The organism is Achromobacter sp. D7-1 (assembly GCF_059760445.1).
Genome location: NZ_JCBAMT010000107.1, coordinates 1 through 21262, shown reverse-complemented (window position 1 = coordinate 21262; position 21262 = coordinate 1). Strand labels below are relative to the sequence as shown.

The following is a 21262-nucleotide window of genomic DNA, read 5'->3' as shown; positions in this document are numbered from 1 at the left end:
CGCCAGCTTCGCGCTGGCGGGCCTTTTTCATGTCCGTAGCCCTGCCGGCTACGGAACAGGCGTAACCGTCCTGTCCTCAGCGCGCGTTCAGGCGATGCCGGACGCCGGTACGCGCGCCGGCAACTGGTCGGCGGGCCGGGTGTCGAGCATGGCTGCCAGTTCCCGCCGCTTCGCGGCATAACCGGGATCGTCGAACAGATTGTCCATCTCGTCCGGGTCTTCAGTCAGACAGTACATCTCGCCCGCGCCGCTACCCAGTTCCACCGTCAGCTTCCAATCGCGTGTGCGCACCGTGCGCAGCTTCAGCTCCACGCCGCAGCGCGATGCCGCCACGTCCCATTCGCTCAGCGCGAACTCGCGTGGGGCATCCCGGCCTTCCAGCAGCGGGCGCAGGCTGCGGCCATGCTGCGGCCCAAGAGCCGGCGCGCCGCCGTAGTCGCAGAAGGTCGCGGCCAGGTCCAGCGTGGAAACCGGGTCTTCCACCTTCTTTCCGGCTGCGATGCCGGGGCCGCTGGCCACCATGGCCACGCGCAGCACGCCTTCGTAAGGCATCGGCCCCTTGAGCATCAACCCGTGATCGCCCAGCCATTCGCCGTGGTCGGACGTGAAGATCACGATGGTGTCCTGGTCCAGGCAGTATTCGCTCAGGGCCTTCATGATGCGGCCCACCTGATGATCCACCAGCGCGATCATGCCGTAGTAGTTGGCGATGATCCGGCGCAGCGCCTCGTCGGATTGTGTCGGCATGCGCGAGAAGTTCTGGCGCACCGCCTGCACCTCGGCGTTGCCCATGGGCTTGCTCTCCATGCTCGCTCTGTGCCACCAGGGCCTGCGTTCGTAGTCGGTGACGCGATGGCGCGGCAGGTCGACTTCGTCGGGATGATGCAGGCGCGACCAGGGCTCGGGGCAATCGAAGGGATGATGGGGATCGGGAAACGAGGCCCACAGGCAGAATGGCTGGTCGCGGTGTTCCCGCAGGTAGTCGATGGTGCGATCGCCGATCCAGGCAGAGTTGTGCCAGGCTGCCGGCAATGCGGAATTGAAGGTCTGCGGCGCGCCGCTGGCCGGCCCCAGATCGGTCTGGTACAGCTGGTTGCGCAGCTCACCCAAGCCGTCGCCGTAGTGCCAGCGCGAATGGTTCAGGCCGCCCGGCAAGGGCGTGGGCAGCCAGTAGTTGTGGCCCTCCACCACCAGCTCGACATGCTCGAAGCCCATGTATGGGCCCGCCCAGCCTGGCCCCATGCCGGCTTCGCTGTACTGGCACTCGGGCCGTCCGGTGGCCTGGAAGGTATGGTGCGTGGAAAAATGCGCCTTGCCGATGAAGCCGGTGTCATAGCCCGCGGCGGCCAGGCTGCCGGCAAAGCCCGCCTCGCCGGTGCGCAGATCCAGGTCTATGCCGTTGTCGCAGACGCCATGGGTCAGGGGCAGCAGGCCAGTCAGCATGGAGGCGCGCGAAGGCTGGCAGACGATGTTGGGCGTGATGCAGGCCGCAAAATGCGTGCCGCTGCGCGCCAGGAGGTCGATGTGCGGCGTCTTGACGCGCCGTCCCGCAAAGCCCAGGCAGTCGCCGCGATGCTGGTCGGTCGTGATGAGAAGAATGTTGGGGCGTTTCATTGCTGCTTGCTGATGGCGGTCTTGATGTCGGAAAGCACGGGCGCGAGAACGCGGGTGTCATGGGCGATGCGTTCGCTCAAGCTCAGCCCGTCCTGGTCGCCTACGATCATGCCCTGGGCTTGCATCTTGTCCCGGACCTCGGGACTCTTCAAAACAGCGGCCACGGCGCGCTGCAAATCGGCCTGCACCGGCGCCGGCGTCTGCGCTGGCGCGAACAAGCCGAACCAGCTGTAGAACGTGAAGTCCTTTACTTCGTTCTTCACCATCGGCAGGTCGGGCGCGCCAGCGATGGGCGCAGCTCCCGCGTTGGCCAGCCCCCGCACCTTGCCGGCCTTGATCTGCGGCACGGCGGTGCTGGCGACGATGAACATCAGATCGACCTGGCTGCCCATCACGCCGACAAAACCCTGGGGCGCGGCCTTGTAGGGCACGTGCTTGAGCGAGATGCCGGCCGCGTGCTCGAACAGCGCCATCGCCAGATGATGGGTGGAACCCGGGCCGCCGCTGGCGTAAGTGATGGCGTCGGGCTGGGCGCGCGCCTGGTCCAGCAGTTCGCGCAAGGACTTGAACGACGCCGTGGGCGATGCCACCAGCACGTATTGCAGGGTCGCCAGCGTGGCGACCGGCGCGAAGTCCCCGGTGCGATACGGCACATCCTGCATCAGGTACGGCACGGCCGTGAACGAAGCGTCCGGCCCCAGCAGCAAGGTGTAGCCGTCAGGCTTGGCGCGGGCCACGGCCTGGGAGCCGATGACGCCGGCTCCGCCCGCGCGGTTTTCCACGATGACCGGAACGCTCCATTGCTTGGACATTTCCGCGGCGACCAGGCGTCCGACCACGTCGGCGGCGCCGCCCGGCACCGACGGCACGACCAAGGTGACGGGCCGGTCCGGATAGGCCGCACAGACCGCCAGGGGAACGGCCAGACTGCATGCGGCCAAGGCGCCGCATATACGTTTCAGCATGATTGTCTCCATCCCGCGGCTCGCCTCATTCACGGGCAGCTCGCTAGAAAGGATCATCAAACAGCGGGACATTCCAGTCCAATGATATATTTTGGCATTCTCATATCATATTTGATATGTGCGAATGAGCCCTCCAGATCCCGTTCCGTCCCTGCAGTCCGGCTGGTACCTGCGCGGCCGGCTGCGCCTGCGTCACCTGCAACTCATGCTGCTGCTGGACGAAGTCCACAACGTCGGCATGGCGGCGCAGCGCATGGCCACCACCCAGCCCGCGGTGTCGCGCATGATTGCCGAACTGGAAGACATGCTGGGCGCGCGGCTGTTCGACCGGACACCGAAAGGCACCTTCCCCACTCCCCACGGCGACTCCCTGATCCGTCACGCGCGCTGGGTGCTGGGCGACCTGGAACGCATGAGCGGCGAATGGTCCGGCGCGCCCGACCTCGACGTGGAAACCATCCATCTCGGCGTCAACTCGGCGGCCGCGGCCTACCTGGTGCCGCGCGCGCTGCTGCGCTTCGAGCAACGTGCCGCCAACGTCAATGTGCTGGTGCGCGAGGGTTCGCTGGAGGCCCTGGTGCCGGACCTGCACACCCGCAAGCTGGACCTGCTGGTGGCGCGCATGGGCGCCGCCGTCCGCACGCCCGACATCCAGACCCAAGTGCTGTACGAAGAACCCATGTGCCTGTGCGCGCGCAGCGGACATCCATTGGCGGAGATGGCCCAGGTCTCCTGGCCGCAGCTGGCCGCCTACCCGTGGATCATGCCGCCGCGCGGCAGCCCGGCACGCATCGGCCTGGACATGCTGCTGCAGCGCCACGGCCTGTACCCGCGCTCGCGCATCGAGTCGGCCTCGGCCCTGAACAACATGATGCTGATGGCCAATAGCGACCTGCTGTCGCTGCTGCCGCGCTGCGTCGCCCGCCATCCCGCAGGCAGCGGCGACATCGCCATCCTGGACATCGAACTGCCGCCCGTGTTCGGCCCCCTGGGCATCGTGCGGCACCACAGCCTGGACCTGTCGCCGCGGATGCGGGATCTGATCGACTGCCTGCGGACGGAAGCGGCCGACGCGGCGGCGGCATCCCCAAAGAGGTAAGTCAGGATGGCTGGCGTCGAGCCAGCGTCCTCCACCGTCCGGTGAACCTCGGCATGATGCGCAGCTGCGCTTCGGACGCAGCACGGCCGCTCCACGCATCGGCTGTTAGTGAAACTACTGACGCCCTCACGCCTTGACACGGCAAATGCCCAGCCCTAAATTAATTACGTGATTTTTCACCGATTATTCACACATAAATGACGAACATAAAGCCGCTCCTGAAAGCTGTTCCCAAGAAGTCGACGGCGCCGATCAAAGACGCGGAGGATCTATTCCACGTCACGGATTGGCCCATGCACTACTTCCTGGCCATCGACCGCTTCCATATCCGGAACATCGCTCGCGTGCTGTCCGCCCATCACTGCTCTCCCCTGATGTGGCGAGTCCTGAGCATCCTGGCCGACCGCGACGGACACAGCGTGTCGGAGCTGGCGGACCTCAGCGTGATCGAGCGCTCCAACCTGAGCCGCATCCTCGACGCCATGGAACGCGATGAACTGATCGAGCGCATCGGACATGAGACCGACAAGCGGCAAACGCATGTGTTCCTGTCCGAGCAAGGCCGTCAGCTCTTCGTCGAATCGCTGCCCGCGGTGCTGGACTACTACGCGCGGTTCCTCACGGGAATATCTCCGAGCGAGATGACCGTCCTGATGAGTGTGCTGAAGAAGATCAAGCGCAATGTCGCTTCGTTCGATTCACGAGATTCCAGCGACCTGGATTAGCCACTGTCCCGAGGGACCCATCATGAACATGAGCCGTCGTTCCGCCCTGCAATCGACATTTGCTTTCGCCGCGTCAGCCCTCTTGCCCAAGGCCGCTGACGCGCAGGATTCATGGGTTCCCACCAAGCCGATACGAACCATCGTCCCGTATTCGGTAGGCACTCCGCCTGACGTGGTCACGCGCATCGTCGCCGCGAAAATGACGACGAATATCGGGCAATCCGTGTATGTAGAAAACCGGCCCGGCGCGACCGGCACGGTAGGCCTGGGCGAACTGCTGCGCCAGCCATCCGACGGCTACACCCTCATGACCATGCTGCAGCCCATTTCGGTCGCGCCCGCGCTCTATCCGGCCCTGACCGTGGACCTGTCGCGCGACCTGAATGCGGTCGGCCAGTTCACCAGCTATTGCAATGTGCTCACCGTCCATCCCAGCATTCCAGCCCGCACGGTCGCGGAATTGGTCGCGCTGCTGAAGGCCAAGCCCAATGAATTCAATTTTGGCTCGGGCGGCAGCGGTACGCCGGCCCATCTTTCGGGTGAACTGTTCAAGCAACAAGCGGGCGTGCTGGCAACCCACGTGCCCTATAACCAATTCCCGCAGGCGGTGGGCGATCTGTTGCAGGGACGCCTGCAATTCATGTTCGTGACCAGCAGCGTCATCGTTCCGCATATTCAGACAGGCCGCGTCCGCGCGCTCGCCGTGACCGGCGCCAAGCGGATTGCCGCCCTGCCGGACGTACCCACGATGATCGAATCGGGATACCCGGAGTTCGACGTCAGCGGCTGGGACGGCTTCGTCGTGCGCTCCGGCACGTCGCCGAAAATAATCGCGCGCCTCAATGCCGAGCTTGCCACGGCCGTGAAGTCACCGGACGTTGCGGACCGGTTCCTGGCATTGGGCGTAGACCCCGTCGCCGGCAATCCCGCGCAGTTCTCGGACCTTATCGCCGCCGAGTCCCGGCGCTGGGGAAATCTGGTTCGCAGCGCCGGAATCAAGGCGGAGTAACAGCATGGATGGCAAACACGGCAAGCCGATGAACAAGATCAAGAATGTTCTTTTCATCATGTGCGACCAACTGCGCGCCGATTATCTTGGCTGCTATGGGCATCCCACCATAAAAACGCCGAACATCGACGCCCTGGCGGCCCAGGGGGTGAAGTTCACCCGTGCCTACTGCGCGGCGCCCACCTGCGGACCTTCGCGCATGTCTTTCTACACAGGGCGGTCCATGTTCAGCCATGGCGCCATCTGGAACTTCGTGCCGTTGTCCATCCGCGAACAGACCATCGGAGACTTTCTGCGCCCGCATGGCGTGCGCGTGGCCCTGGCGGGAAAAACCCATTTCGCGGCCGACATGGAGGCGATACGGCGTCTGGGCATTCCAGCGGCGGACGGCTCCGCGATACTTGAGGGCGGCTTCGAAGTCGTGGATCGCTACGAAGGGCACGCGGACCCCGGCGGCGATCATCCCTACATGCGTTTTCTCAGGAACGCGGGCTACGGCGGACCGAACCCATGGGACGAATTCGTGATGTCCGCAAGCGATGCAGCGGGCAGGCGCGTCAGCGGCTGGCAAATGCGCAACGTGCATTTGCCAGCGCGGGTCCGGGAGCAACACTCCGAGACCGCCTATACCACGGACGTGGCGATCGACTATATCCGGCGGCAGGACGACCAGCCCTGGTTCCTGCACCTTTCCTACATCAAGCCGCACTGGCCTTACCTGGCGCCCGCCCCGTACCACGATCTGTACGGCGTCGACGATTGCATTCCGACCGTCAAATCCGAAGCGGAGTTGATCAACCCTCACCCCGTCTACGCCGCCTATCTGAAGCACCGCGAGTCGGTGAACTTCGCACGCGACGAGGTCGCGGCACGAGTCAAGATTCCCTACATGGGACTGATCTCGCAAATCGATCATCATCTCGGCCGCTTGATGGCCACTTTGCGCGAAACCGGTCAGGACCGGAACACGCTCATCGTCTTCACGTCAGACCACGGCGATTATCTGGGCGATCATTGGCTGGGCGACAAGGACCTGTTCCACGAACCTTCGGTGCGCATCCCGATGATCGTGGTGGATCCTCACGACGATGCGTCGGCAAGCCGCGGCAGCGCTTCAACCGCGCTGGTGGAATCCATAGACTTCCTGCCGACCGTCATGGATGCGCTGGGTCTGGAACGACCCAACCATTTACTGGAAGGCGATTCCCTGCTTGGCCACACCCGCGGCCGCGACCCAGGCTGGCGGGATGCTGCCATCAGCGAGATTGACTACGCCTATCGCGAAGCGCGCGTTGAGCTGGGCCAGGATCCCCGACGTTGCCGAGGCTACATGGTGCGCACCGAAAACTGGAAGTACATCTATTGGGACGGACACGCCGAGCAGCTGTTTGACATGACGCGCGATCCTGACGAATTGCGCGACGTCGCGGGCGACGAGGGATTGTCCCGCGTGCTGTCGGAACACAAGGAACGGCTCTTCGAATGGATGCGGACGCGCAAGCTCAGCGTAACCGTGCCCGACGAGAACATCGTGGTCTCCCGCCACACGATCGAGCCGCGGCACGGTATCGAGATCGGCGTGTGGTAGCGGGACGCGCCACGCGCGTCCCGCATGCCGGCCTAGCTGGCGCGGCGCGCGGTCAGCCACTGCGCGGGCTTGAGCGCCTTTTCCACGATGCGGATCTCACCGATGCTGCCGAAGAAGCCATCGGCGCGCTCGCCGTCCCACGAACCCGCGCCGATGACCCAGGGCATGTCGGCGGCCAGCGTCGCCAGGCCAGGCGCGTTGCTGACGTTGCGCAATACCGGCGCGCCCTCGATGTAGAGAATGGTCTCGTGCGTGTCAGCGTCGTTGACCACCGCGACATGGAACCATTTGTCCGCGATGATCTCGCCTGACCAGTTGGTCTTGCCGCCACGCTCGCCCGCCACGGCCGGCACGACTTCCCACTGGATCTCGCGCAGGCTGGACACGGCGAAGATCAGGGGCGGGGATTCCGGGTCGCCGCCCGTGAACCCGGCCAAGTCGCCGCGCTTGCCGTCGCGCGTCATCACGTTCATCCAGGCGTGCTTCTGCGCGCTCCAGTCCTTGTCGATCTTGAGGAAGGCCTCGACCGTGTAGCCGTTGGGCACCGTGGCGCTGTTGATCGCCGCAGCGGCATCGGTGGTGAAATAGCTCATGCGCGCCGTGTTCTTGTCCGTGTTCAGGAAGCGCACCGAACCGGGCGCGGCGGACAGGAAGTGGTGATCGTCCGACCACAGCAGGTCGCCTTCCTGCGCGCCCGCCACGCCGTCGATGTTGAGCGCCGCGCGGCGGACCGGGTTCAGGCCGGCCGCATCCGCGACGGTTTCGCCAACCTTGACGGGCTGCCCGGCCTTGCCGCCGAAGAAGCGCCAGTGCGCCAGCGTCCCCGCCACCAACGGATAGTCATTGCTGTCGGCGGCCGGCTTTTGCTCGATGGTCGCGGGATCCGTGTAGTTGGCCAGGATCAACGCCGTGGCCTGCTCGACCAGCGAGGTATGCGTGGGCGCCGCGGCCTTGAATGTCTTGTTGAAGCCGGAGAAGCGGCTGGCGAAGTCCATCTTGATGGTGAATTGCTCATTGGGCGCGGTCAGCACCGCCTGGTCGAACGCATTGAGCGTGTCCTTGGGCTTCTGCGGCACCCAGGGCGAGAACGACAGCACCCGGATCTCGTTGTTGCCAAGATCGAACTCGTACAGACGCATCAGGCCGTTGCCGCCCTGATAGGCCATCTGGTAATCCACCACCATCTCCTCCACCGCGTGGCCGTAGGCATTGGTCTTGGTCAGGCGGGTGGCGCCGTGGTAGTGGCCGTTGAGCGTCATGAAGATCTGATCGTTGTCGCGGATCAGCTTGTCCCACAACATCTTGCCGTAGGGCACTTCCAGCGGGCTGACACCGTCCTTGTCGATGTTCAGCAGCTGGTGGTTGACCAGGATCGCGGGCAGCGTGGGATTGGCGCGCAGCACCTGGTTGGCCCAGGCCAACGCGTCATTCGACGCGCGCCAGGACAGCGACAGCACCAGGAACTTCTGTCCTTCGGCCTCGAACACGTGGTATTCGTGAAAGCCGCTGGCGTCGCGACCGCCGAAGGTGGCCTGCTGCTTGGCCCGCGTGACGCTGAAGTGCTGCAGGTACGGTTCCTTGGCCAGATCGCGTTGCGCGTCCGTATTGGCCGACTGGCTGCTCTCGTCCACGTAATCTCGGTCAACGATCACGTCGTGGTTGCCCGCCAGGATCGAATACGGCACCTTGCCGTCTTCCAGCACCTTCATCGCGGCGCTGGCCACCTTCCACTGGTCGGGCTTGCCCTGCTGGTCGACCACGTCGCCCAGATGGACCAGGAACGGAATATTGAGCGCCTTGGCGTGCTCGGCCACCCAGCGCGTCTGCGCCTGGTAGGGCTCGCTGCCGTACTTGCGCATGAATTGCTGGTTTTCGGCGTCGGTGGCGTAGCGCGAATAGAACTGCGTATCCGGCAGCACCGCCAGCGCGAAGCTCGACACCAAGGCCGGCTGGGGCTTGCCCGTGCCGCCATCGCCGTCATCATCATCGTCGTCATCGCCGCCGCCATTGCAGCCGCTAAGCAGGAAACTACCGCCCATGGGCAACAGCGTCACGCCCAAGCCGGCGCGCAACAAACTGCGCCGCCGGTTGTCGGGCGCCAGCGGCAAGGCATCCGCCGCCTGCTCCCCGATCTGCGTGTCACCCTGGCCGTGCTTGCTGTCCTTCTTCATCTCTGCTGCCTGTTCGAAAAAGGCGGGAGTCTAGAGATGCGGAATGACGGCCCAATGACGATGTCTGACACGCAAATGCAAAAAAGCCGGCAGCGCTTGCGCGATACCGGCTTTCAGCCAAAGGCGTCGGGAAACACCTTCATGAATTCGACCACATGAGTGGTCGGGGCGAGAGGATTCGAACCTCCGACTCCTGCGTCCCGAACGCAGTACTCTACCAGGCTGAGCTACGCCCCGAGTCTTACTACCTTACTGCTGATCTCGTTGCGCTCAGTGCAACCAAACCATCTTCGCCTTGACAAGAACCGCTACGTTTCAGGCTGCTGGGTTACCCCAGATTTTTCGCCTAATTCGCTTAGCGATCTCTGTTCACCGCGAAAGCGCAGAATTCTAACAGAGAATTTAGAAAAGGGGAAATGGGGTAGCCAGAAAGTGCCTGGCGAGCCAGATCGGCCTCGGCCACGGCAGCCTGGCGGGCGTGCTCCAGGGCGTCGGTGGCCTGGATGGCGGCGGCCACGGCGGCGAAGTCGGCGTCGCCGGTCTTGATGGCGTCGCGGATCAATTGCTGCTGTTCCGGGGTGCCCACTTCCATCACGCGGATCAGCGGCAGCGTGGGCTTGCCCTCGCGCAGGTCGTCGCCCACGTTCTTGCCCAGGGCGGCGGCGTCGCCGCTGTAGTCCAGCACGTCGTCCACCAATTGGAAGGCGGTGCCCACGTGGCGGCCATAGGCGGCCGCAGCGGCTTCCTGCTCGGGGGTAGCGCCCGCCAGCACGGCGCCCACCTGGGCGGCGGCCTCGAACAGCTTGGCGGTCTTGTAGCGCACGACCTGCAGATAGCGTTCCTGGGAGACGTCCGGGTCGTGCACGTTCAGCAGCTGCAGCACCTCGCCCTCGGCGATCACCGTGGTGGCTTCGGACAGGATGCTCATGACGCGCATCGAGTTCGCTTCCACCATCATCTCGAAGGAGCGCGAATACAGGTAGTCGCCCACCAGCACGCTGGCGGCGTTGCCGAAGACCGCGTTGGCGGTGTCGCGGCCACGGCGCAGGTCGGATTCATCGACCACGTCGTCGTGCAGCAGGGTGGCGGTATGGATGAACTCAACCACGGCGGCCAGCAACTGGTGGTGCGTGCCCTCGTAGCCCAGCGCGCGCGCCACCATCAGCACCATGGCCGGCCGCATGCGCTTGCCGCCCGCTCCAATGATGTAGTCGCCGATCGTGCGGATCAGGACCACTTCGGAATTCAGCCGCTCGCGGATGACCGCGTCGACGGCTTTCATATCGTCTGCAATGGGGGCAACAAGCTCGGGGAGATTCAAGACGTATCCGGGAGAGTGAAACGAGCCGTGGCGCGGACGCGTGCCGGCTCTTACCGCTGGGCCCGCCGCAGAGGGCGGGGGATTCGACCAAGGATTATACGGGGAGTGACGGACCTGAGCCGTCATCCAGGCAGAATCGCCAGCAGAGGCGGCGCCCGGTGCGCCCCCCCCTGCCCCGTGCCGCCTGATGACGGATCAGGATCCTCGCCGCGGCAGGCCGCGGGCGGCCAGATTGGCGTAGAGCGCGCGCGCCCCGAAGGTCCAGGGTTCGATCTCGGTGGCCAGCCGCACTTCGTTGACCAGCGCCCCCAGGCGTTCGGAGGCGATCACGACGCGGTCGCCCAGCTTGTGGGTGAAGCCGGTGCCCGGGCCCATGCGGTCCTGGGTGGGCGAGAACATGGTGCCCAGGAACAGCATGAAACCGTCCGGATACTGGTGGTGCCTGCCGCAAGTCTGGCGCACCAGATCCAGCGGGTCGCGGCTGATCTCGCGCATGTGGCTGACGCCGTCCAGCTCGAAGCCGTCCAGGCCCTCGATGCGCAGGGAGACGTCGGCCTGGCGCACGCTGTCCAGGGTGTAGCCGCCGTCGAACAGGCGGATGAAGGGTCCGATGGCGCAGGAACCGTTGTTGTCCTTGGCCTTGGTCAGCAGCAAGGCGCTGCGGCCTTCGATGTCGCGCAGGTTGACGTCGTTGCCCAGCGTGGCGCCGACGACTTCGCCGCGGCTGTCCACCGCCAGCACGATCTCGGGTTCGGGATTGTTCCAGCGGGATTCGGGCAGTACGCCGATCCGCGCCCCCGTGCCCACCGACGCCATGGGCGGCGCCTTGGAGAAGACCTCGGCGTCCGGGCCTATGCCAACCTCCAGGTACTGCGACCACTGGCCCCGCTCGGTCAGTTCGGCCTTCAGTTTGGCCGCTTCCGGCGAGCCCGGACGCAGGCGGGACAGGTCGGACCCGATCAGGGCCTGCATGCGGACGCGGATTTCCTCGGCGCGGCTGGCGTCGCCGCCCGCTTCTTCCTCGATCATCCGTTCCAGCAGGCTGATGGCGAAGGTGACGCCCGCCGCCTTGACGGGTTGCAGGTCGCAGGGCGCCAGCAGGCGCAGTCCGTCCTGGCCCGCCAGGCTGGCGGCCATCAGGGTCCGCACGTCGCCCAGCGACTCGCCGGTGGCGCTGGCCGCCAACGCCACGCGGTCGGGGCGGTCCAGCAGGTCCGCCATGGTGGGCGTGACCGCCGTGATGTCGATCACCTCGCCCTGGCGGACCGCCACCACGCTGGGGCCATTCACCGGCCCTGGCCGCCACACCCGCCCCACCAGCAACGCCTGCTCCAGGTCGGCAGGCAGCGCCTTTGCTTGATCCATGAGTCTCCCTCGCCTTGCTCGAATGATGTGCGGGGCAGTCTAGGAGAGTTCGATTATCATGTCCAACATCCTGAATTTATGTCCAATATATTGGACAACCAACATGGCTTCCGAGTACGACGTCCCCGCTATCCGCCGCACGCACGACATCCTGCGGGTGCTCGCCAGCCGCCGCGCGCCGGTCAAGGCATCGGAACTGGCCGAATCCTGCCAGCTCGCCCGCAGCACGCTGTACTTGCTGCTGGATTGCCTGGAGCAACGCCGCTGGATCGAGCGCCGTGAAGGCGGCTACGTCATCGGCATCGAACTGATGGCGCTGGGCTACGCCTATCTGCGCCAGGACGGATTGCAAGCGGCATTCCAGGCCGCCGCTGGTGTCTTCGTGGCGCGGCACAACGAAGTGGTGCAGTTGGCGACGCTGGACGGATTCGATGTGGTTTATCTGGCGCGCGAGGACGCGCGCCGCCCGGTGCGGCTGGTGTCGGACCTGGGCCTGCGACTGCCCGCGCACGCCTGCGCGCTGGGCAAGGCTTTGCTCGCCAGCCTGCCGCCGCAAGAGCTGGCCGCCTGCGTGCCTGCGGTGTTGCCGCGTGTCACCGAGCGCAGCCTCGCCACCCGCGCCGCGCTCGACCAGGAGCTGGAACAGGTGCGTGGCACCGGACTGGCGCAGGACCTGGAGGAAGTGGCGACCGGCCTGGTCTGCTTTGCCGCCTACGTTGGCATGACGCCGCTGGGCAAGCGGGTGGCCGTGAGCACCTCCATCCCCACCGACCGGCTGGACGACGCGCACCGCCGTGACGTGATCGACGGAATCCGGCTGGTGGCGCGCGACATCGCCCTGCGGGTGATCCCCGGCACTTGAAGCGCGCACGCCACACCTAAGCCCTTAGCCTGCAACAGCTTTTTGACTTTCCGAAAGTCCCGGGCTAATATTCCGGATTCGGTCAGCAATGCCCGAATTACGTCGGTTGCATTTGCGTCACCCCTCTGGGTGCAGAGGTAGGCTTCAGACCCGGTCTAATCCGGTTTTGGATCTTCCTCAAGCATCAAGGCCTTCTTTCTTTCCGCCAGACTCTGGCGCCAGATGGAAAAAAGTGTCCCGCCAGAGCGGCAGTCCCGCCCAGCAGGGCAGGCAGCGCGGATGAACCCATTTACCTATTTAAGGAACACCCCATGTACGCGGTCGTAAAAACCGGTGGCAAGCAGTATCGCGTTGCCGCTGGCGAAAAACTCAAGATAGAACAGATACCGGCAGACATTGGGCAAGAAATCACCCTGGACCAAGTGTTGTCCGTGGGCGAAGGCGACCAGCTGAAAGTTGGCACGCCCCTCGTCTCCGGCGCCGTGGTCAAGGCAACGGTTCTTGCGCAAGGCCGCCACGACAAGGTCAAGATCTTCAAGATGCGCCGTCGCAAGCACTATCAGAAGCGTCAGGGCCACCGTCAGAACTACACCGAAATCCGCATCGAAGCCATCACGGCTTAAGAAGCGACTCGGTACCACTTAGCAGGAGCTAAACATGGCACAGAAAAAGGGCGGCGGCTCTACGCGGAACGGACGCGACTCAGAATCGAAGCGTCTGGGCGTCAAGGCATTCGGCGGCGAATTGATTCCCGCTGGTTCGATCATCGTGCGTCAGCGCGGCACGCGCTTCCACGCTGGCGTGAACGTCGGCATGGGCAAGGATCACACCCTGTTCGCGCTGATCGACGGCAAGGTTCAATTCGGCTTCAAGGGCGCGTTGAACAAGCAGACCGTTTCGATCGTCGCTGCCGAGTAATCGGACAAGCACGGTCAGCAACGCGGTTCGCCGCGTTTCAGAACGGCAAAAGCCCTGTCGCATGCGGCAGGGCTTTTTTGTTTTAAGCTTTTTTGATTTCAGGCAGCAGCCGGAAGGTTCCGGCCCCAGCCTCCCGGCGGCGCCCGATGACGGGCGTGCGCCCCACTACTCACTACACGCGCGGACATCATGAAATTCGTAGACGAAGCCACCATCGAAGTCGTCGCCGGCAAAGGCGGCAATGGCGTGGCGAGCTTTCGCCGCGAAAAATTCATTCCCCGAGGCGGCCCGGACGGCGGCGACGGTGGACGCGGCGGTACCATCTTCGCGGTGGCCGATCGCAACATCAACACGCTGATCGACTACCGCTACGCGCGTCTGCACCGCGCCAAGAACGGCGAAAACGGCCGCGGCTCGGACCAGTACGGCGCGGCCGCTCCCGACATCACGCTGCGCGTGCCGGTGGGCACCATCATCCATGACGCCGAAACCGGCGAAGTCCTGTTCGACCTGAACCAGCACGAACAAAAAGTCGTGCTGGCCGCTGGCGGCCAGGGCGGCATGGGCAACATCCATTTCAAGTCCAGCGTAAACCGCGCACCGCGCCAGTGGACGCCCGGCAAGGAAGGCGAGCACCGCTACCTGCGCATGGAATTGAAGGTGCTGGCGGACGTAGGCCTGCTCGGCCTGCCCAACGCCGGCAAGTCCACGCTGATCACCCGCATTTCCAATGCGAAGCCGAAGATCGCGGACTACCCCTTCACCACGCTGCACCCCAACCTGGGCGTGGTGCGCACCTCGCCGTCGCGCAGCTTCGTCGTGGCCGACATTCCCGGCCTGATCGAAGGCGCCTCCGAAGGCGCCGGCCTGGGCCACCTGTTCCTGCGCCACCTGGCGCGTACCCGCGTGCTGCTGCACCTGGTTGATGTGTCCACCCCGGATCCCGATGCGGATCCGGTCGAGCAAGCCGTGGTGGACGCGCGCGCCATCGTCGAGGAACTGCGCCGCTACGATCCGGAACTGGCCGCCAAGCCGCGCTGGCTGGTGCTGAACAAGCTGGACATGGTGCCCGATCCCGAGGACACCAAGCGCCGCTTCCTTGAACTCTACGACTGGAAGGGCCCGGTGTTCGGCATTTCCGGCCTGTCGGGCGAAGGCACGCAAGACCTGATCTACGCGCTGCAGGACTACCTGGACGCCGAGCGCGAAAAGGAATACCTGTCGCAAGATCAGGCCGAAGCCGACTATGTCGCGCCGGACCCGCGCTTCGACGACAAGCGCTCGACTGCCGACCAGCGGCCCGCGCCGCGCGGCGACGACGAATAAGCCATAATCGCAGTCCTTACGATTACGCCTTTTTTATCGCCGCAGCCGGCCGCCATCATGTCTGCTGAAACACCCGCCGTTTCCGTCGTCACCAACGCCCAGCGCCTCGTCGCCAAAGTCGGCTCGTCGCTGGTCACCAATGAAGGCCGCGGCCTGGACCGCGCCGCCGTGGCGCACTGGGCCGCGCAGATCGCCGCCCTGCACAAGCAGGGCAAGCAGATCGTGCTGGTCTCCAGCGGCGCCATCGCGGAAGGCATGGCGCGCCTGGGCTGGCGTAAACGTCCCTCGGTCATGCACGAACTGCAGGCCGCCGCGGCCGTGGGCCAGATGGGCCTGTGCCAGGCCTATGAGGCGGCTTTCGCCGAGTACGGCCTGCGCACCGCCCAGATCCTGCTGACCCACGAAGACCTGGCCGACCGCCACCGCTACCTGAACGCGCGCAGCACGCTGTTCGCGCTGCTGCGCCTGGGCGTGGTGCCGATCGTGAACGAAAACGACACGGTGGTCACCGACGAAATCCGGCTGGGCGACAACGACACCCTGGGCGCGCTGGTCACCAATTTGATCGAAGCCGACACGCTGATCATCCTGACGGACCAGCGCGGCCTGTATGACTCCGACCCGCGCAAGAATCCCGAGGCCAAGTTCATGTCGCACGCCCAGGCCGGCGACCCGGCGCTGGAAGCCATGGCTGGCGGCGCCGGCAGCGGCATCGGCACCGGTGGCATGCTGACCAAGGTGCTGGCGGCCAAGCGCGCGGCGCATAGCGGCGCGCATACCGTGATCGCGTCGGGCCACGAACGCAACGTGCTCACGCGCCTGGCCCAGGGCGAGTGCATCGGCAGCGAATTGCGCGCCGTGCTACCTGTGTGGTCCGCGCGCAAGCAATGGCTGGCCGACCACCTGCGCCTGCGCGGACGCGTGGTGCTGGACGACGGCGCCGTGCAGGCGCTACTGCGCGAGGGCAAGAGCCTGCTGCCCATCGGCGTGACCGAGGTAGACGGCGAGTTCGGCCGCGGCGATGTGGTCGCCTGCGTGGATGGCCAAGGCCGCGAATGCGCCCGGGGCCTGATCAATTACTCATCGGCCGATACCCGCCGCATCCTGCGCCAGCCTTCGTCGCAGATTGCGCGCATCCTGGGCAGCATGACCGAACCCGAGCTCATGCACCGAGACAACCTGGTAGTACTCTGAAGCCCTACCCTCTCGCGGCGCCCTCGGGCAGCAGGATGTAGCCCCATCCGCGCACCGCGAGCACGGGCAGGTCGATATTGAGACGGCGCGCCTTGCTGCGCAGCCGCGACAACAGCACATCCACCCGCCGCGCCCCATCCAGGGATTTGCGCGTGCCGGCGGGAAAGAAGCATTCCCGGCGCAGGCAGTAGCCCGGCGCGTTCAATAAGCGGACAAAAAAAGCGCGCTCCGTTACCGTCAACGGCAGGTACTCGCCAGCAGGCCCGGCCAGCGCGCCAGCGTGCGGGTCGAGCCGCCAAGGCAGGGCAACGGCCGGCGCGCGCCGGTGCAGATTGCGCAGCAGGGCATCCCATTCCAGCACGTCCCTGTCTGCGGACATACAGACGTCCGCGCCCGCATCCAGCGCGGCGATGCGGTCGGACGCGCTGGCCGCCGCAGCATGCCACAGCACCGCCGCGGCTGGCGCCGCACGGCGCAACATGGCGATGAGAGCCGGCACGCCCTTGATACCTCCCAAAAGTACCAGGGCATCAGCCGCCTGGGCCTGCAAGTGTTCCAATACCCCGGCGGACGTATCGAAGACCCGGGCCTGCCAACGCAACAGACGCAAGGCCTCGGCGAAATCCTCGCCCGCCGTTTCGTCGAGCCGTACGACGAAGACGCTGCCTCGTTGCTCCATGCGCTCACCTTTGATAAATATCACTTAAGTAATATTTATAACCACCAAAGCGCGTGACCAGCAAGCTTCAATCGCCGGTGTGAAAACATTCTCAGACCGACTGAAGCATGCGCGCCTGCTGCGTGGCCACACGCAGAAGGATCTCGCCCGTCTGGCGCGCATTTCGCAAAGTGCCATCGGCAGCTACGAAAGCGACTTGCGGCATTCAAGCCGTTCGGCCCGCAAGCTGGCGCAAGTCCTGAAGATCGAGGTCGAATGGCTGGAAACCGGCAAAGGCCCCATGGAACTCCCCGTGGAAGGCTACGACCTCAGCAACACCCTGCCCGCACCTGGCGTGGCCGAACCCGCGCCGCGCCCCGGCGGCCGGCCGCGTCCGATGGCGCCCTGGCCCTTCCCGAATATTTCGCCTTCGCAGTTCGAATCGCTCACGGCTGACGATCGCCTGATCCTTGAATCGATCACGCAGGCCTATATCGAAAAGACCATCCTGCTCCGCCGCGGCACGAAGACGCGCGGCCGCAAGCCGGGTTGATCGCAGGCCATCTTTCCTCGCCCCTCCCGAGCATGCTTTCGCCACGCGCATGCCAGTGACAGAAATCGCGCGCTAGCCACCCAATCTCCCGGTAAAGCACGTACATTCGTCGGCGCCTCTCCGCGCCGCCGCTGGCGGTCCCCCGTGCTGTTTCACCTACGCCATTGGCGTACAATGCGATCATGGTTTTCATCGAAACCAGCGTCTTTACCAGGCAAGTCACATCCCTGCTCCCAGATGATGGCTATCGAGAATTGCAGCAAATGCTGCTGGAGGATCCAGCATGCGGCAATGTGATTCCTGGTGGAGGCGGAATTCGGAAGATGCGCTACGCTCGGCCGGGCATAGGCAAAAGCGGCGGGCTACGGGTGATCTATTACTGGCTCACCGATGACGACCAGATTCTGATGCTGCTGGCCTACCCCAAGAGCGTACGGGACAACTTGAGCCCGGCGGAAATCGCTGAACTGCGAGCGCTGGTAAAGGATCTGTGAAATGGACAAGCAGTTGTTCGCCGATTTGAAGGCAAGCCTCAAAGAGGCCGCAGCGATACGCAAGGGCGAAACACGCCCCTCGCGGGCATCCAAGCTTGATCCTTTGGATGTAAAGCAGGTGCGCGAACAGACCAAGCTGTCTCAGGCCGAATTTGCGGCGGCATTGCAGGTCAGCGTTCGCACTTTGCAAAACTGGGAGCAGAGACGCCGAGTTCCTACCGGACCCGCCGCCGCGCTGCTGAAAGTCGTGGCCAACGCGCCTGAGATCGCAATACGCACCTTGCATCGTTAGACGCATGGGGCCGTGCGAGACGCTGCCCCCCCATCGCCCTCCCGCGCGCTTCGCGCGTGTCCGTAAAAAAGCCCGGCACAGGCCGGGCTTTTTTTCGCTTGCTTCGCTCAGGGCTTGGCAGCGGGCGCCGGGGCGGCGCCGCCAGCCGGCGGCGTGGCAGCGTCGCCGCGGATCTTGGCGGCGATTTCGGAGGCGGCCTGGGCCGAGGCCACGCCGAAGGCGAGGACGCCGCGGTTCAGCGGTTCGCCGATGAGCGGGGCGGCGACCAGTTCCTGGTCGATCACGAGCGCCAGCATGTTGCCGACGTTCTTGGTGCTGACGTCATTGAGCTTGCGGGCGCCGGCTTCCGAGAAGCGCAGGCCGACGAAGTTCTGACCTTGGCGGTCGACCAGCGCGGCGGCGTCGGTGAGGTCGGCGCGCGTCAGGACAGGCACGGACTGCATGTAGAGCTTGCCGTCGGGTAGCGCGATTTCGCGCATGCCGGCGCCGGGCTGCTTCTGCGCCAAATAGAAGTCCACGGAGGCCGCGGCGGCGGGCTTGGTCGTCTCTTGGCCAGCTTGCGGCGTGGCGGTGTCGCCAGACGTCTTAGTCGGGGCGGTCTTGCAACCCGCTAGCGCCAACGTCACGACTACCAGGGCGGGCGCCAATTTGCGTAGGGTCAGTTGCATGCTCGATTCCTTCTTAAGTGGACTAAGACCAGGCCACTTCTCCATGGCCGGTAATGGGAAAAGTGTACCGAACCTGAATGACAGTGTCGCCCCAGTCTGAATCCAATTGTAAAGCGGTAATACCAGCTTCGGCCTGCACCGGTCTTGGCGGCGCAGCAGCCGCGCGATTCGTCGGAACGCGCGCCAGCCTCTATACTTCGGTTTCGCGCAGGGGTACTCGTCCCGCCTACAGGGCAGGACGTGTTGAGAGAGTCCCTTCGTACCAGTACGGATAATGCCGATGCTGGGAGCCGTATTCCCGCCATGCGTCTTTGCGCGCGTGGCGGGAGTTCCTTCCCGATCGGCTCCAACCACTCGCTTGGAGCTTTCCATGAACGCCAATCCCAAATTCCTGGCCGCTACCGCCGAAGTCGACGCGGCGGCCGTCGCACCGCTGCCCAAATCCCGCCGCGTGTATGAAGTGGGCTCGCGCCCCGACATCCGCGTGCCGTTCCGCGAAATCGAACAGGACGACACGCCGACGATGTTCGGCGGCGAGAAGAACCCGCCCCTGACCGTCTATGACTGCAGCGGCCCCTACACCGACCCGGAAGCCAAGATCGACATCCGCCGCGGCCTGCCCGAACTGCGCCGCGGCTGGATCGAAGAGCGCGGCGATACGGAAGTGCTGTCCGGCCCCACCAGCGACTACGGCAAGGAACGCCTGACCGATCCCAAGCTGACGGCCATGCGCTTCGACCTGCAACGTCCGCCGCGCCGCGCCAAGTCCGGCGCCAACGTCTCGCAGATGCATTACGCCCGCCGCGGCATCATCACGCCGGAAATGGAATACGTGGCGATCCGCGAAAGCCTGCGCCGCGAGCACTATCTGCAGACGCTGCGCGACAGCGGCCCCGATGGCGAAAAGATGGTCAAGCGCCTGCTGCGCCAGCACCCGGGCCAATCGTTCGGCGCCGCCATTCCCGCCGCCATCACGCCCGAGTTCGTGCGCGACGAGATCGCGCGCGGCCGCGCCATCATTCCGGCCAACATCAACCACCCGGAAGTGGAGCCGATGGCCATCGGCCGCAATTTCCTGGTGAAGATCAACGCCAACATCGGCAACTCGGCAGTCAGCTCTGGCATCGGTGAAGAAGTGGAAAAGATGACGTGGGCGATCCGCTGGGGCGGCGACACGGTCATGGACTTGTCCACCGGCAAGCACATCCACGAAACGCGCGAATGGATCATCCGCAACTCGCCCGTGCCCATCGGCACCGTGCCGATCTATCAGGCGCTGGAGAAGGTCGACGGCAAGGCCGAGGACCTGACCTGGGAGATCTTCCGCGACACGCTGATCGAGCAGGCCGAACAAGGCGTTGACTACTTCACCATCCACGCGGGCGTGCGCCTGCCGTTCATCCCCATGACGGCCGACCGCATGACCGGCATCGTCTCGCGCGGCGGATCGATCATGGCGAAGTGGTGCCTGGCGCATCACAAGGAAAGCTTCCTGTACGAGCGCTTCGAGGAAATCTGCGAAATCATGAAGGCCTACGACGTCAGCTTCTCGCTGGGCGACGGCCTGCGCCCGGGTTCGGGCTACGACGCCAACGACGAGGCGCAATTCGCCGAGCTCAAGACGCTGGGCGAGCTGACGCAGGTGGCGTGGAAGCATGATGTGCAGGTCATGATCGAAGGCCCGGGCCACGTGCCGATGCAGATGATCAAGGAGAACATGGAGCTGCAGCTGGAACACTGCCATGAGGCGCCGTTCTACACGCTGGGCCCCCTGACCACCGACATCGCGCCGGGCTACGACCACATCACTTCCGGCATCGGCGCAGCGCTGATCGGCTGGTACGGCACGGCAATGCTCTGTTATGTGACGCCGAAGGAGCACCTGGGCCTGCCGAACAAGAAGGACGTGAAGGACGGCATCATCACGTACAAGATCGCGGCCCACGCGGCGGATCTGGCCAAGGGCCACCCGGGCGCGGCGATCCGAGACAACGCGCTGTCCAAGGCGCGCTTCGAGTTCCGCTGGGACGACCAGTTCAACCTGGGACTGGATCCGGACACCGCCAAGGAATTCCACGACGAGACACTGCCGAAGGATTCGATGAAGGTGGCGCACTTCTGCTCGATGTGCGGGCCGCATTTCTGCTCAATGAAGATCACCCAGGACGTACGGGATTATGCGGCGGCTCAGGGGGTTAGCGAGAAGGATGCGTTGCAGAAGGGGATGGAGGAGAAGTCGATTGAGTTCGTTAAGAAAGGGGCCGAGGTTTATCATCGGCAGTGATTTCGACCTTGTGACGGGTGTTGGTTCTTAAGACGCCTGTCGCGTCGGGGGTCTGCCATGGGCGGGGCAACGATTGCGGTCCGGAGCCTTCGCTCCGGACTGCCCCATCGTCATCCTCGTCCTCGCCTTCGGCGACTCCTACGGATTCCCTCGGGC

The 21262-nt window shown here is 64.8% G+C and carries 20 protein-coding genes and 1 tRNA gene; 13 read left to right on the top strand and 8 right to left on the bottom strand.

Annotated features, from left to right (window positions below; genetic code table 11):
* Nucleotides 1-87: 87 nt before the first annotated feature.
* Both AC6LKD_RS29495 and AC6LKD_RS29490 read right to left on the bottom strand, forming a co-directional pair.
* Nucleotides 88-1614: a sulfatase-like hydrolase/transferase gene (locus AC6LKD_RS29495; RefSeq protein WP_498118239.1), complete on the bottom strand. Its 1527-nt coding sequence runs from the start codon at nucleotides 1612-1614 to the stop codon at nucleotides 88-90.
* Entirely contained in the window at nucleotides 1611-2579 is a 969-nt protein-coding gene (locus AC6LKD_RS29490; RefSeq protein ID WP_498118237.1) for a Bug family tripartite tricarboxylate transporter substrate binding protein, read from the bottom strand. The genes AC6LKD_RS29495 and AC6LKD_RS29490 overlap by 4 nt, the downstream gene beginning before the upstream one ends.
* Before the next feature lie 124 nt (nucleotides 2580-2703).
* Between AC6LKD_RS29490 and AC6LKD_RS29485 the strand changes: the two genes are divergently transcribed.
* From AC6LKD_RS29485 to AC6LKD_RS29470, 4 genes are all read left to right on the top strand, one after another.
* The gene (locus AC6LKD_RS29485; protein ID WP_498118236.1) at nucleotides 2704-3678 is read left to right on the top strand and encodes a LysR family transcriptional regulator; all 975 of its coding nucleotides are present in this window, start codon (nucleotides 2704-2706) and stop codon (nucleotides 3676-3678) included.
* Nucleotides 3679-3971: 293 nt separating this feature from the next.
* Entirely contained in the window at nucleotides 3972-4403 is a 432-nt protein-coding gene (locus AC6LKD_RS29480; protein WP_049797877.1) for a MarR family winged helix-turn-helix transcriptional regulator, read from the top strand.
* Nucleotides 4404-4575: 172 nt separating this feature from the next.
* Nucleotides 4576-5412 (top strand): Bug family tripartite tricarboxylate transporter substrate binding protein, encoded by an 837-nt coding sequence (locus tag AC6LKD_RS29475; protein WP_498118235.1) that lies wholly within the window; start codon nucleotides 4576-4578, stop codon nucleotides 5410-5412.
* A gap of 4 nt (nucleotides 5413-5416) precedes the next feature.
* On the top strand, nucleotides 5417-7000 hold the full coding sequence (locus AC6LKD_RS29470) for a sulfatase-like hydrolase/transferase (protein ID WP_498118234.1): 1584 nt from the start codon (nucleotides 5417-5419) through the stop codon (nucleotides 6998-7000).
* A 32-nt stretch (nucleotides 7001-7032) separates the two neighbouring features.
* On the opposite strand, the gene AC6LKD_RS29465 is transcribed toward AC6LKD_RS29470, so the two are convergent.
* From AC6LKD_RS29465 to AC6LKD_RS29450, 4 genes are all read right to left on the bottom strand, one after another.
* Nucleotides 7033-9171 carry a laminin G domain-containing metallophosphoesterase family protein gene (locus AC6LKD_RS29465; RefSeq protein WP_498118233.1) on the bottom strand — a complete coding sequence of 713 codons (2139 nt, stop codon included), beginning with the start codon at nucleotides 9169-9171 and terminating at the stop codon, nucleotides 7033-7035.
* Between the two features lie 160 nt (nucleotides 9172-9331).
* Nucleotides 9332-9408: transfer RNA gene (locus AC6LKD_RS29460), tRNA-Pro, on the bottom strand.
* A 118-nt stretch (nucleotides 9409-9526) separates the two neighbouring features.
* The gene (gene ispB, locus AC6LKD_RS29455; protein ID WP_041654444.1) at nucleotides 9527-10492 is read right to left on the bottom strand and encodes an octaprenyl diphosphate synthase; all 966 of its coding nucleotides are present in this window, start codon (nucleotides 10490-10492) and stop codon (nucleotides 9527-9529) included.
* Between the two features lie 195 nt (nucleotides 10493-10687).
* Nucleotides 10688-11857 (bottom strand): fumarylacetoacetate hydrolase family protein, encoded by a 1170-nt coding sequence (locus AC6LKD_RS29450; RefSeq protein WP_498118232.1) that lies wholly within the window; start codon nucleotides 11855-11857, stop codon nucleotides 10688-10690.
* Between the two features lie 103 nt (nucleotides 11858-11960).
* Between AC6LKD_RS29450 and AC6LKD_RS29445 the strand changes: the two genes are divergently transcribed.
* The 5 genes from AC6LKD_RS29445 to proB all read left to right on the top strand — a co-directional run bounded on the left by AC6LKD_RS29445 (nucleotide 11961) and on the right by proB (nucleotide 16157).
* Complete coding sequence (locus tag AC6LKD_RS29445) at nucleotides 11961-12719, top strand: IclR family transcriptional regulator (RefSeq protein WP_492273997.1); 759 nt, start codon at nucleotides 11961-11963, stop codon at nucleotides 12717-12719.
* Nucleotides 12720-13030: 311 nt separating this feature from the next.
* Nucleotides 13031-13342: a 50S ribosomal protein L21 gene (gene rplU, locus AC6LKD_RS29440; protein ID WP_006216228.1), complete on the top strand. Its 312-nt coding sequence runs from the start codon at nucleotides 13031-13033 to the stop codon at nucleotides 13340-13342.
* A 34-nt stretch (nucleotides 13343-13376) separates the two neighbouring features.
* On the top strand, nucleotides 13377-13637 hold the full coding sequence (rpmA, locus tag AC6LKD_RS29435) for a 50S ribosomal protein L27 (RefSeq protein ID WP_006216229.1): 261 nt from the start codon (nucleotides 13377-13379) through the stop codon (nucleotides 13635-13637).
* 189 nt (nucleotides 13638-13826) lie between these two features.
* Nucleotides 13827-14963: a GTPase ObgE gene (gene obgE, locus AC6LKD_RS29430; RefSeq protein ID WP_013396642.1), complete on the top strand. Its 1137-nt coding sequence runs from the start codon at nucleotides 13827-13829 to the stop codon at nucleotides 14961-14963.
* 57 nt (nucleotides 14964-15020) lie between these two features.
* Nucleotides 15021-16157, top strand: coding sequence for a glutamate 5-kinase (gene proB, locus AC6LKD_RS29425; protein WP_013396643.1), 1137 nt, complete (start codon nucleotides 15021-15023; stop codon nucleotides 16155-16157).
* 4 nt (nucleotides 16158-16161) lie between these two features.
* Here the strand turns inward: proB and AC6LKD_RS29420 are convergent, their stop codons facing one another.
* Nucleotides 16162-16836: a response regulator transcription factor gene (locus AC6LKD_RS29420; RefSeq protein WP_013396644.1), complete on the bottom strand. Its 675-nt coding sequence runs from the start codon at nucleotides 16834-16836 to the stop codon at nucleotides 16162-16164.
* A 79-nt stretch (nucleotides 16837-16915) separates the two neighbouring features.
* Between AC6LKD_RS29420 and AC6LKD_RS29415 the strand changes: the two genes are divergently transcribed.
* From AC6LKD_RS29415 to nadS, 3 genes are all read left to right on the top strand, one after another.
* Nucleotides 16916-17368: a helix-turn-helix domain-containing protein gene (locus AC6LKD_RS29415; protein ID WP_207469978.1), complete on the top strand. Its 453-nt coding sequence runs from the start codon at nucleotides 16916-16918 to the stop codon at nucleotides 17366-17368.
* A gap of 182 nt (nucleotides 17369-17550) precedes the next feature.
* Nucleotides 17551-17862 (top strand): type II toxin-antitoxin system RelE/ParE family toxin, encoded by a 312-nt coding sequence (locus tag AC6LKD_RS29410; RefSeq protein WP_492273996.1) that lies wholly within the window; start codon nucleotides 17551-17553, stop codon nucleotides 17860-17862.
* A gap of 1 nt (nucleotide 17863) precedes the next feature.
* A complete protein-coding gene (gene nadS / locus AC6LKD_RS29405) occupies nucleotides 17864-18154 on the top strand; it encodes a NadS family protein (protein WP_498118231.1) in 291 nt (96 codons plus the stop codon).
* Between the two features lie 107 nt (nucleotides 18155-18261).
* Here the strand turns inward: nadS and AC6LKD_RS29400 are convergent, their stop codons facing one another.
* A complete protein-coding gene (locus tag AC6LKD_RS29400; RefSeq protein WP_013396648.1) occupies nucleotides 18262-18822 on the bottom strand; it encodes a SecDF P1 head subdomain-containing protein in 561 nt (186 codons plus the stop codon).
* Between the two features lie 370 nt (nucleotides 18823-19192).
* Between AC6LKD_RS29400 and thiC the strand changes: the two genes are divergently transcribed.
* Nucleotides 19193-21106, top strand: coding sequence for a phosphomethylpyrimidine synthase ThiC (gene thiC, locus AC6LKD_RS29395; protein ID WP_013396649.1), 1914 nt, complete (start codon nucleotides 19193-19195; stop codon nucleotides 21104-21106).
* The last annotated feature ends 156 nt before the right edge of the window (nucleotides 21107-21262 follow it).

Coding starts and splice junctions, on each gene's coding strand:
- AC6LKD_RS29495 (WP_498118239.1), bottom strand. CDS start 1,614: ATGAAACGCCCCAACATTCTTCTCATCACGACCGACCAGCATCGCGGC.
- AC6LKD_RS29490 (WP_498118237.1), bottom strand. CDS start 2,579: ATGCTGAAACGTATATGCGGCGCCTTGGCCGCATGCAGTCTGGCCGTT.
- AC6LKD_RS29485 (WP_498118236.1), top strand. CDS start 2,704: ATGAGCCCTCCAGATCCCGTTCCGTCCCTGCAGTCCGGCTGGTACCTG.
- AC6LKD_RS29480 (WP_049797877.1), top strand. CDS start 3,972: ATGCACTACTTCCTGGCCATCGACCGCTTCCATATCCGGAACATCGCT.
- AC6LKD_RS29470 (WP_498118234.1), top strand. CDS start 5,417: ATGGATGGCAAACACGGCAAGCCGATGAACAAGATCAAGAATGTTCTT.
- AC6LKD_RS29465 (WP_498118233.1), bottom strand. CDS start 9,171: ATGAAGAAGGACAGCAAGCACGGCCAGGGTGACACGCAGATCGGGGAG.
- AC6LKD_RS29450 (WP_498118232.1), bottom strand. CDS start 11,857: ATGGATCAAGCAAAGGCGCTGCCTGCCGACCTGGAGCAGGCGTTGCTG.
- AC6LKD_RS29445 (WP_492273997.1), top strand. CDS start 11,961: ATGGCTTCCGAGTACGACGTCCCCGCTATCCGCCGCACGCACGACATC.
- rplU (WP_006216228.1), top strand. CDS start 13,031: ATGTACGCGGTCGTAAAAACCGGTGGCAAGCAGTATCGCGTTGCCGCT.
- rpmA (WP_006216229.1), top strand. CDS start 13,377: ATGGCACAGAAAAAGGGCGGCGGCTCTACGCGGAACGGACGCGACTCA.
- obgE (WP_013396642.1), top strand. CDS start 13,827: ATGAAATTCGTAGACGAAGCCACCATCGAAGTCGTCGCCGGCAAAGGC.
- proB (WP_013396643.1), top strand. CDS start 15,021: ATGTCTGCTGAAACACCCGCCGTTTCCGTCGTCACCAACGCCCAGCGC.
- AC6LKD_RS29420 (WP_013396644.1), bottom strand. CDS start 16,836: ATGGAGCAACGAGGCAGCGTCTTCGTCGTACGGCTCGACGAAACGGCG.
- AC6LKD_RS29410 (WP_492273996.1), top strand. CDS start 17,551: ATGGTTTTCATCGAAACCAGCGTCTTTACCAGGCAAGTCACATCCCTG.
- nadS (WP_498118231.1), top strand. CDS start 17,864: ATGGACAAGCAGTTGTTCGCCGATTTGAAGGCAAGCCTCAAAGAGGCC.
- AC6LKD_RS29400 (WP_013396648.1), bottom strand. CDS start 18,822: ATGCAACTGACCCTACGCAAATTGGCGCCCGCCCTGGTAGTCGTGACG.
- thiC (WP_013396649.1), top strand. CDS start 19,193: ATGAACGCCAATCCCAAATTCCTGGCCGCTACCGCCGAAGTCGACGCG.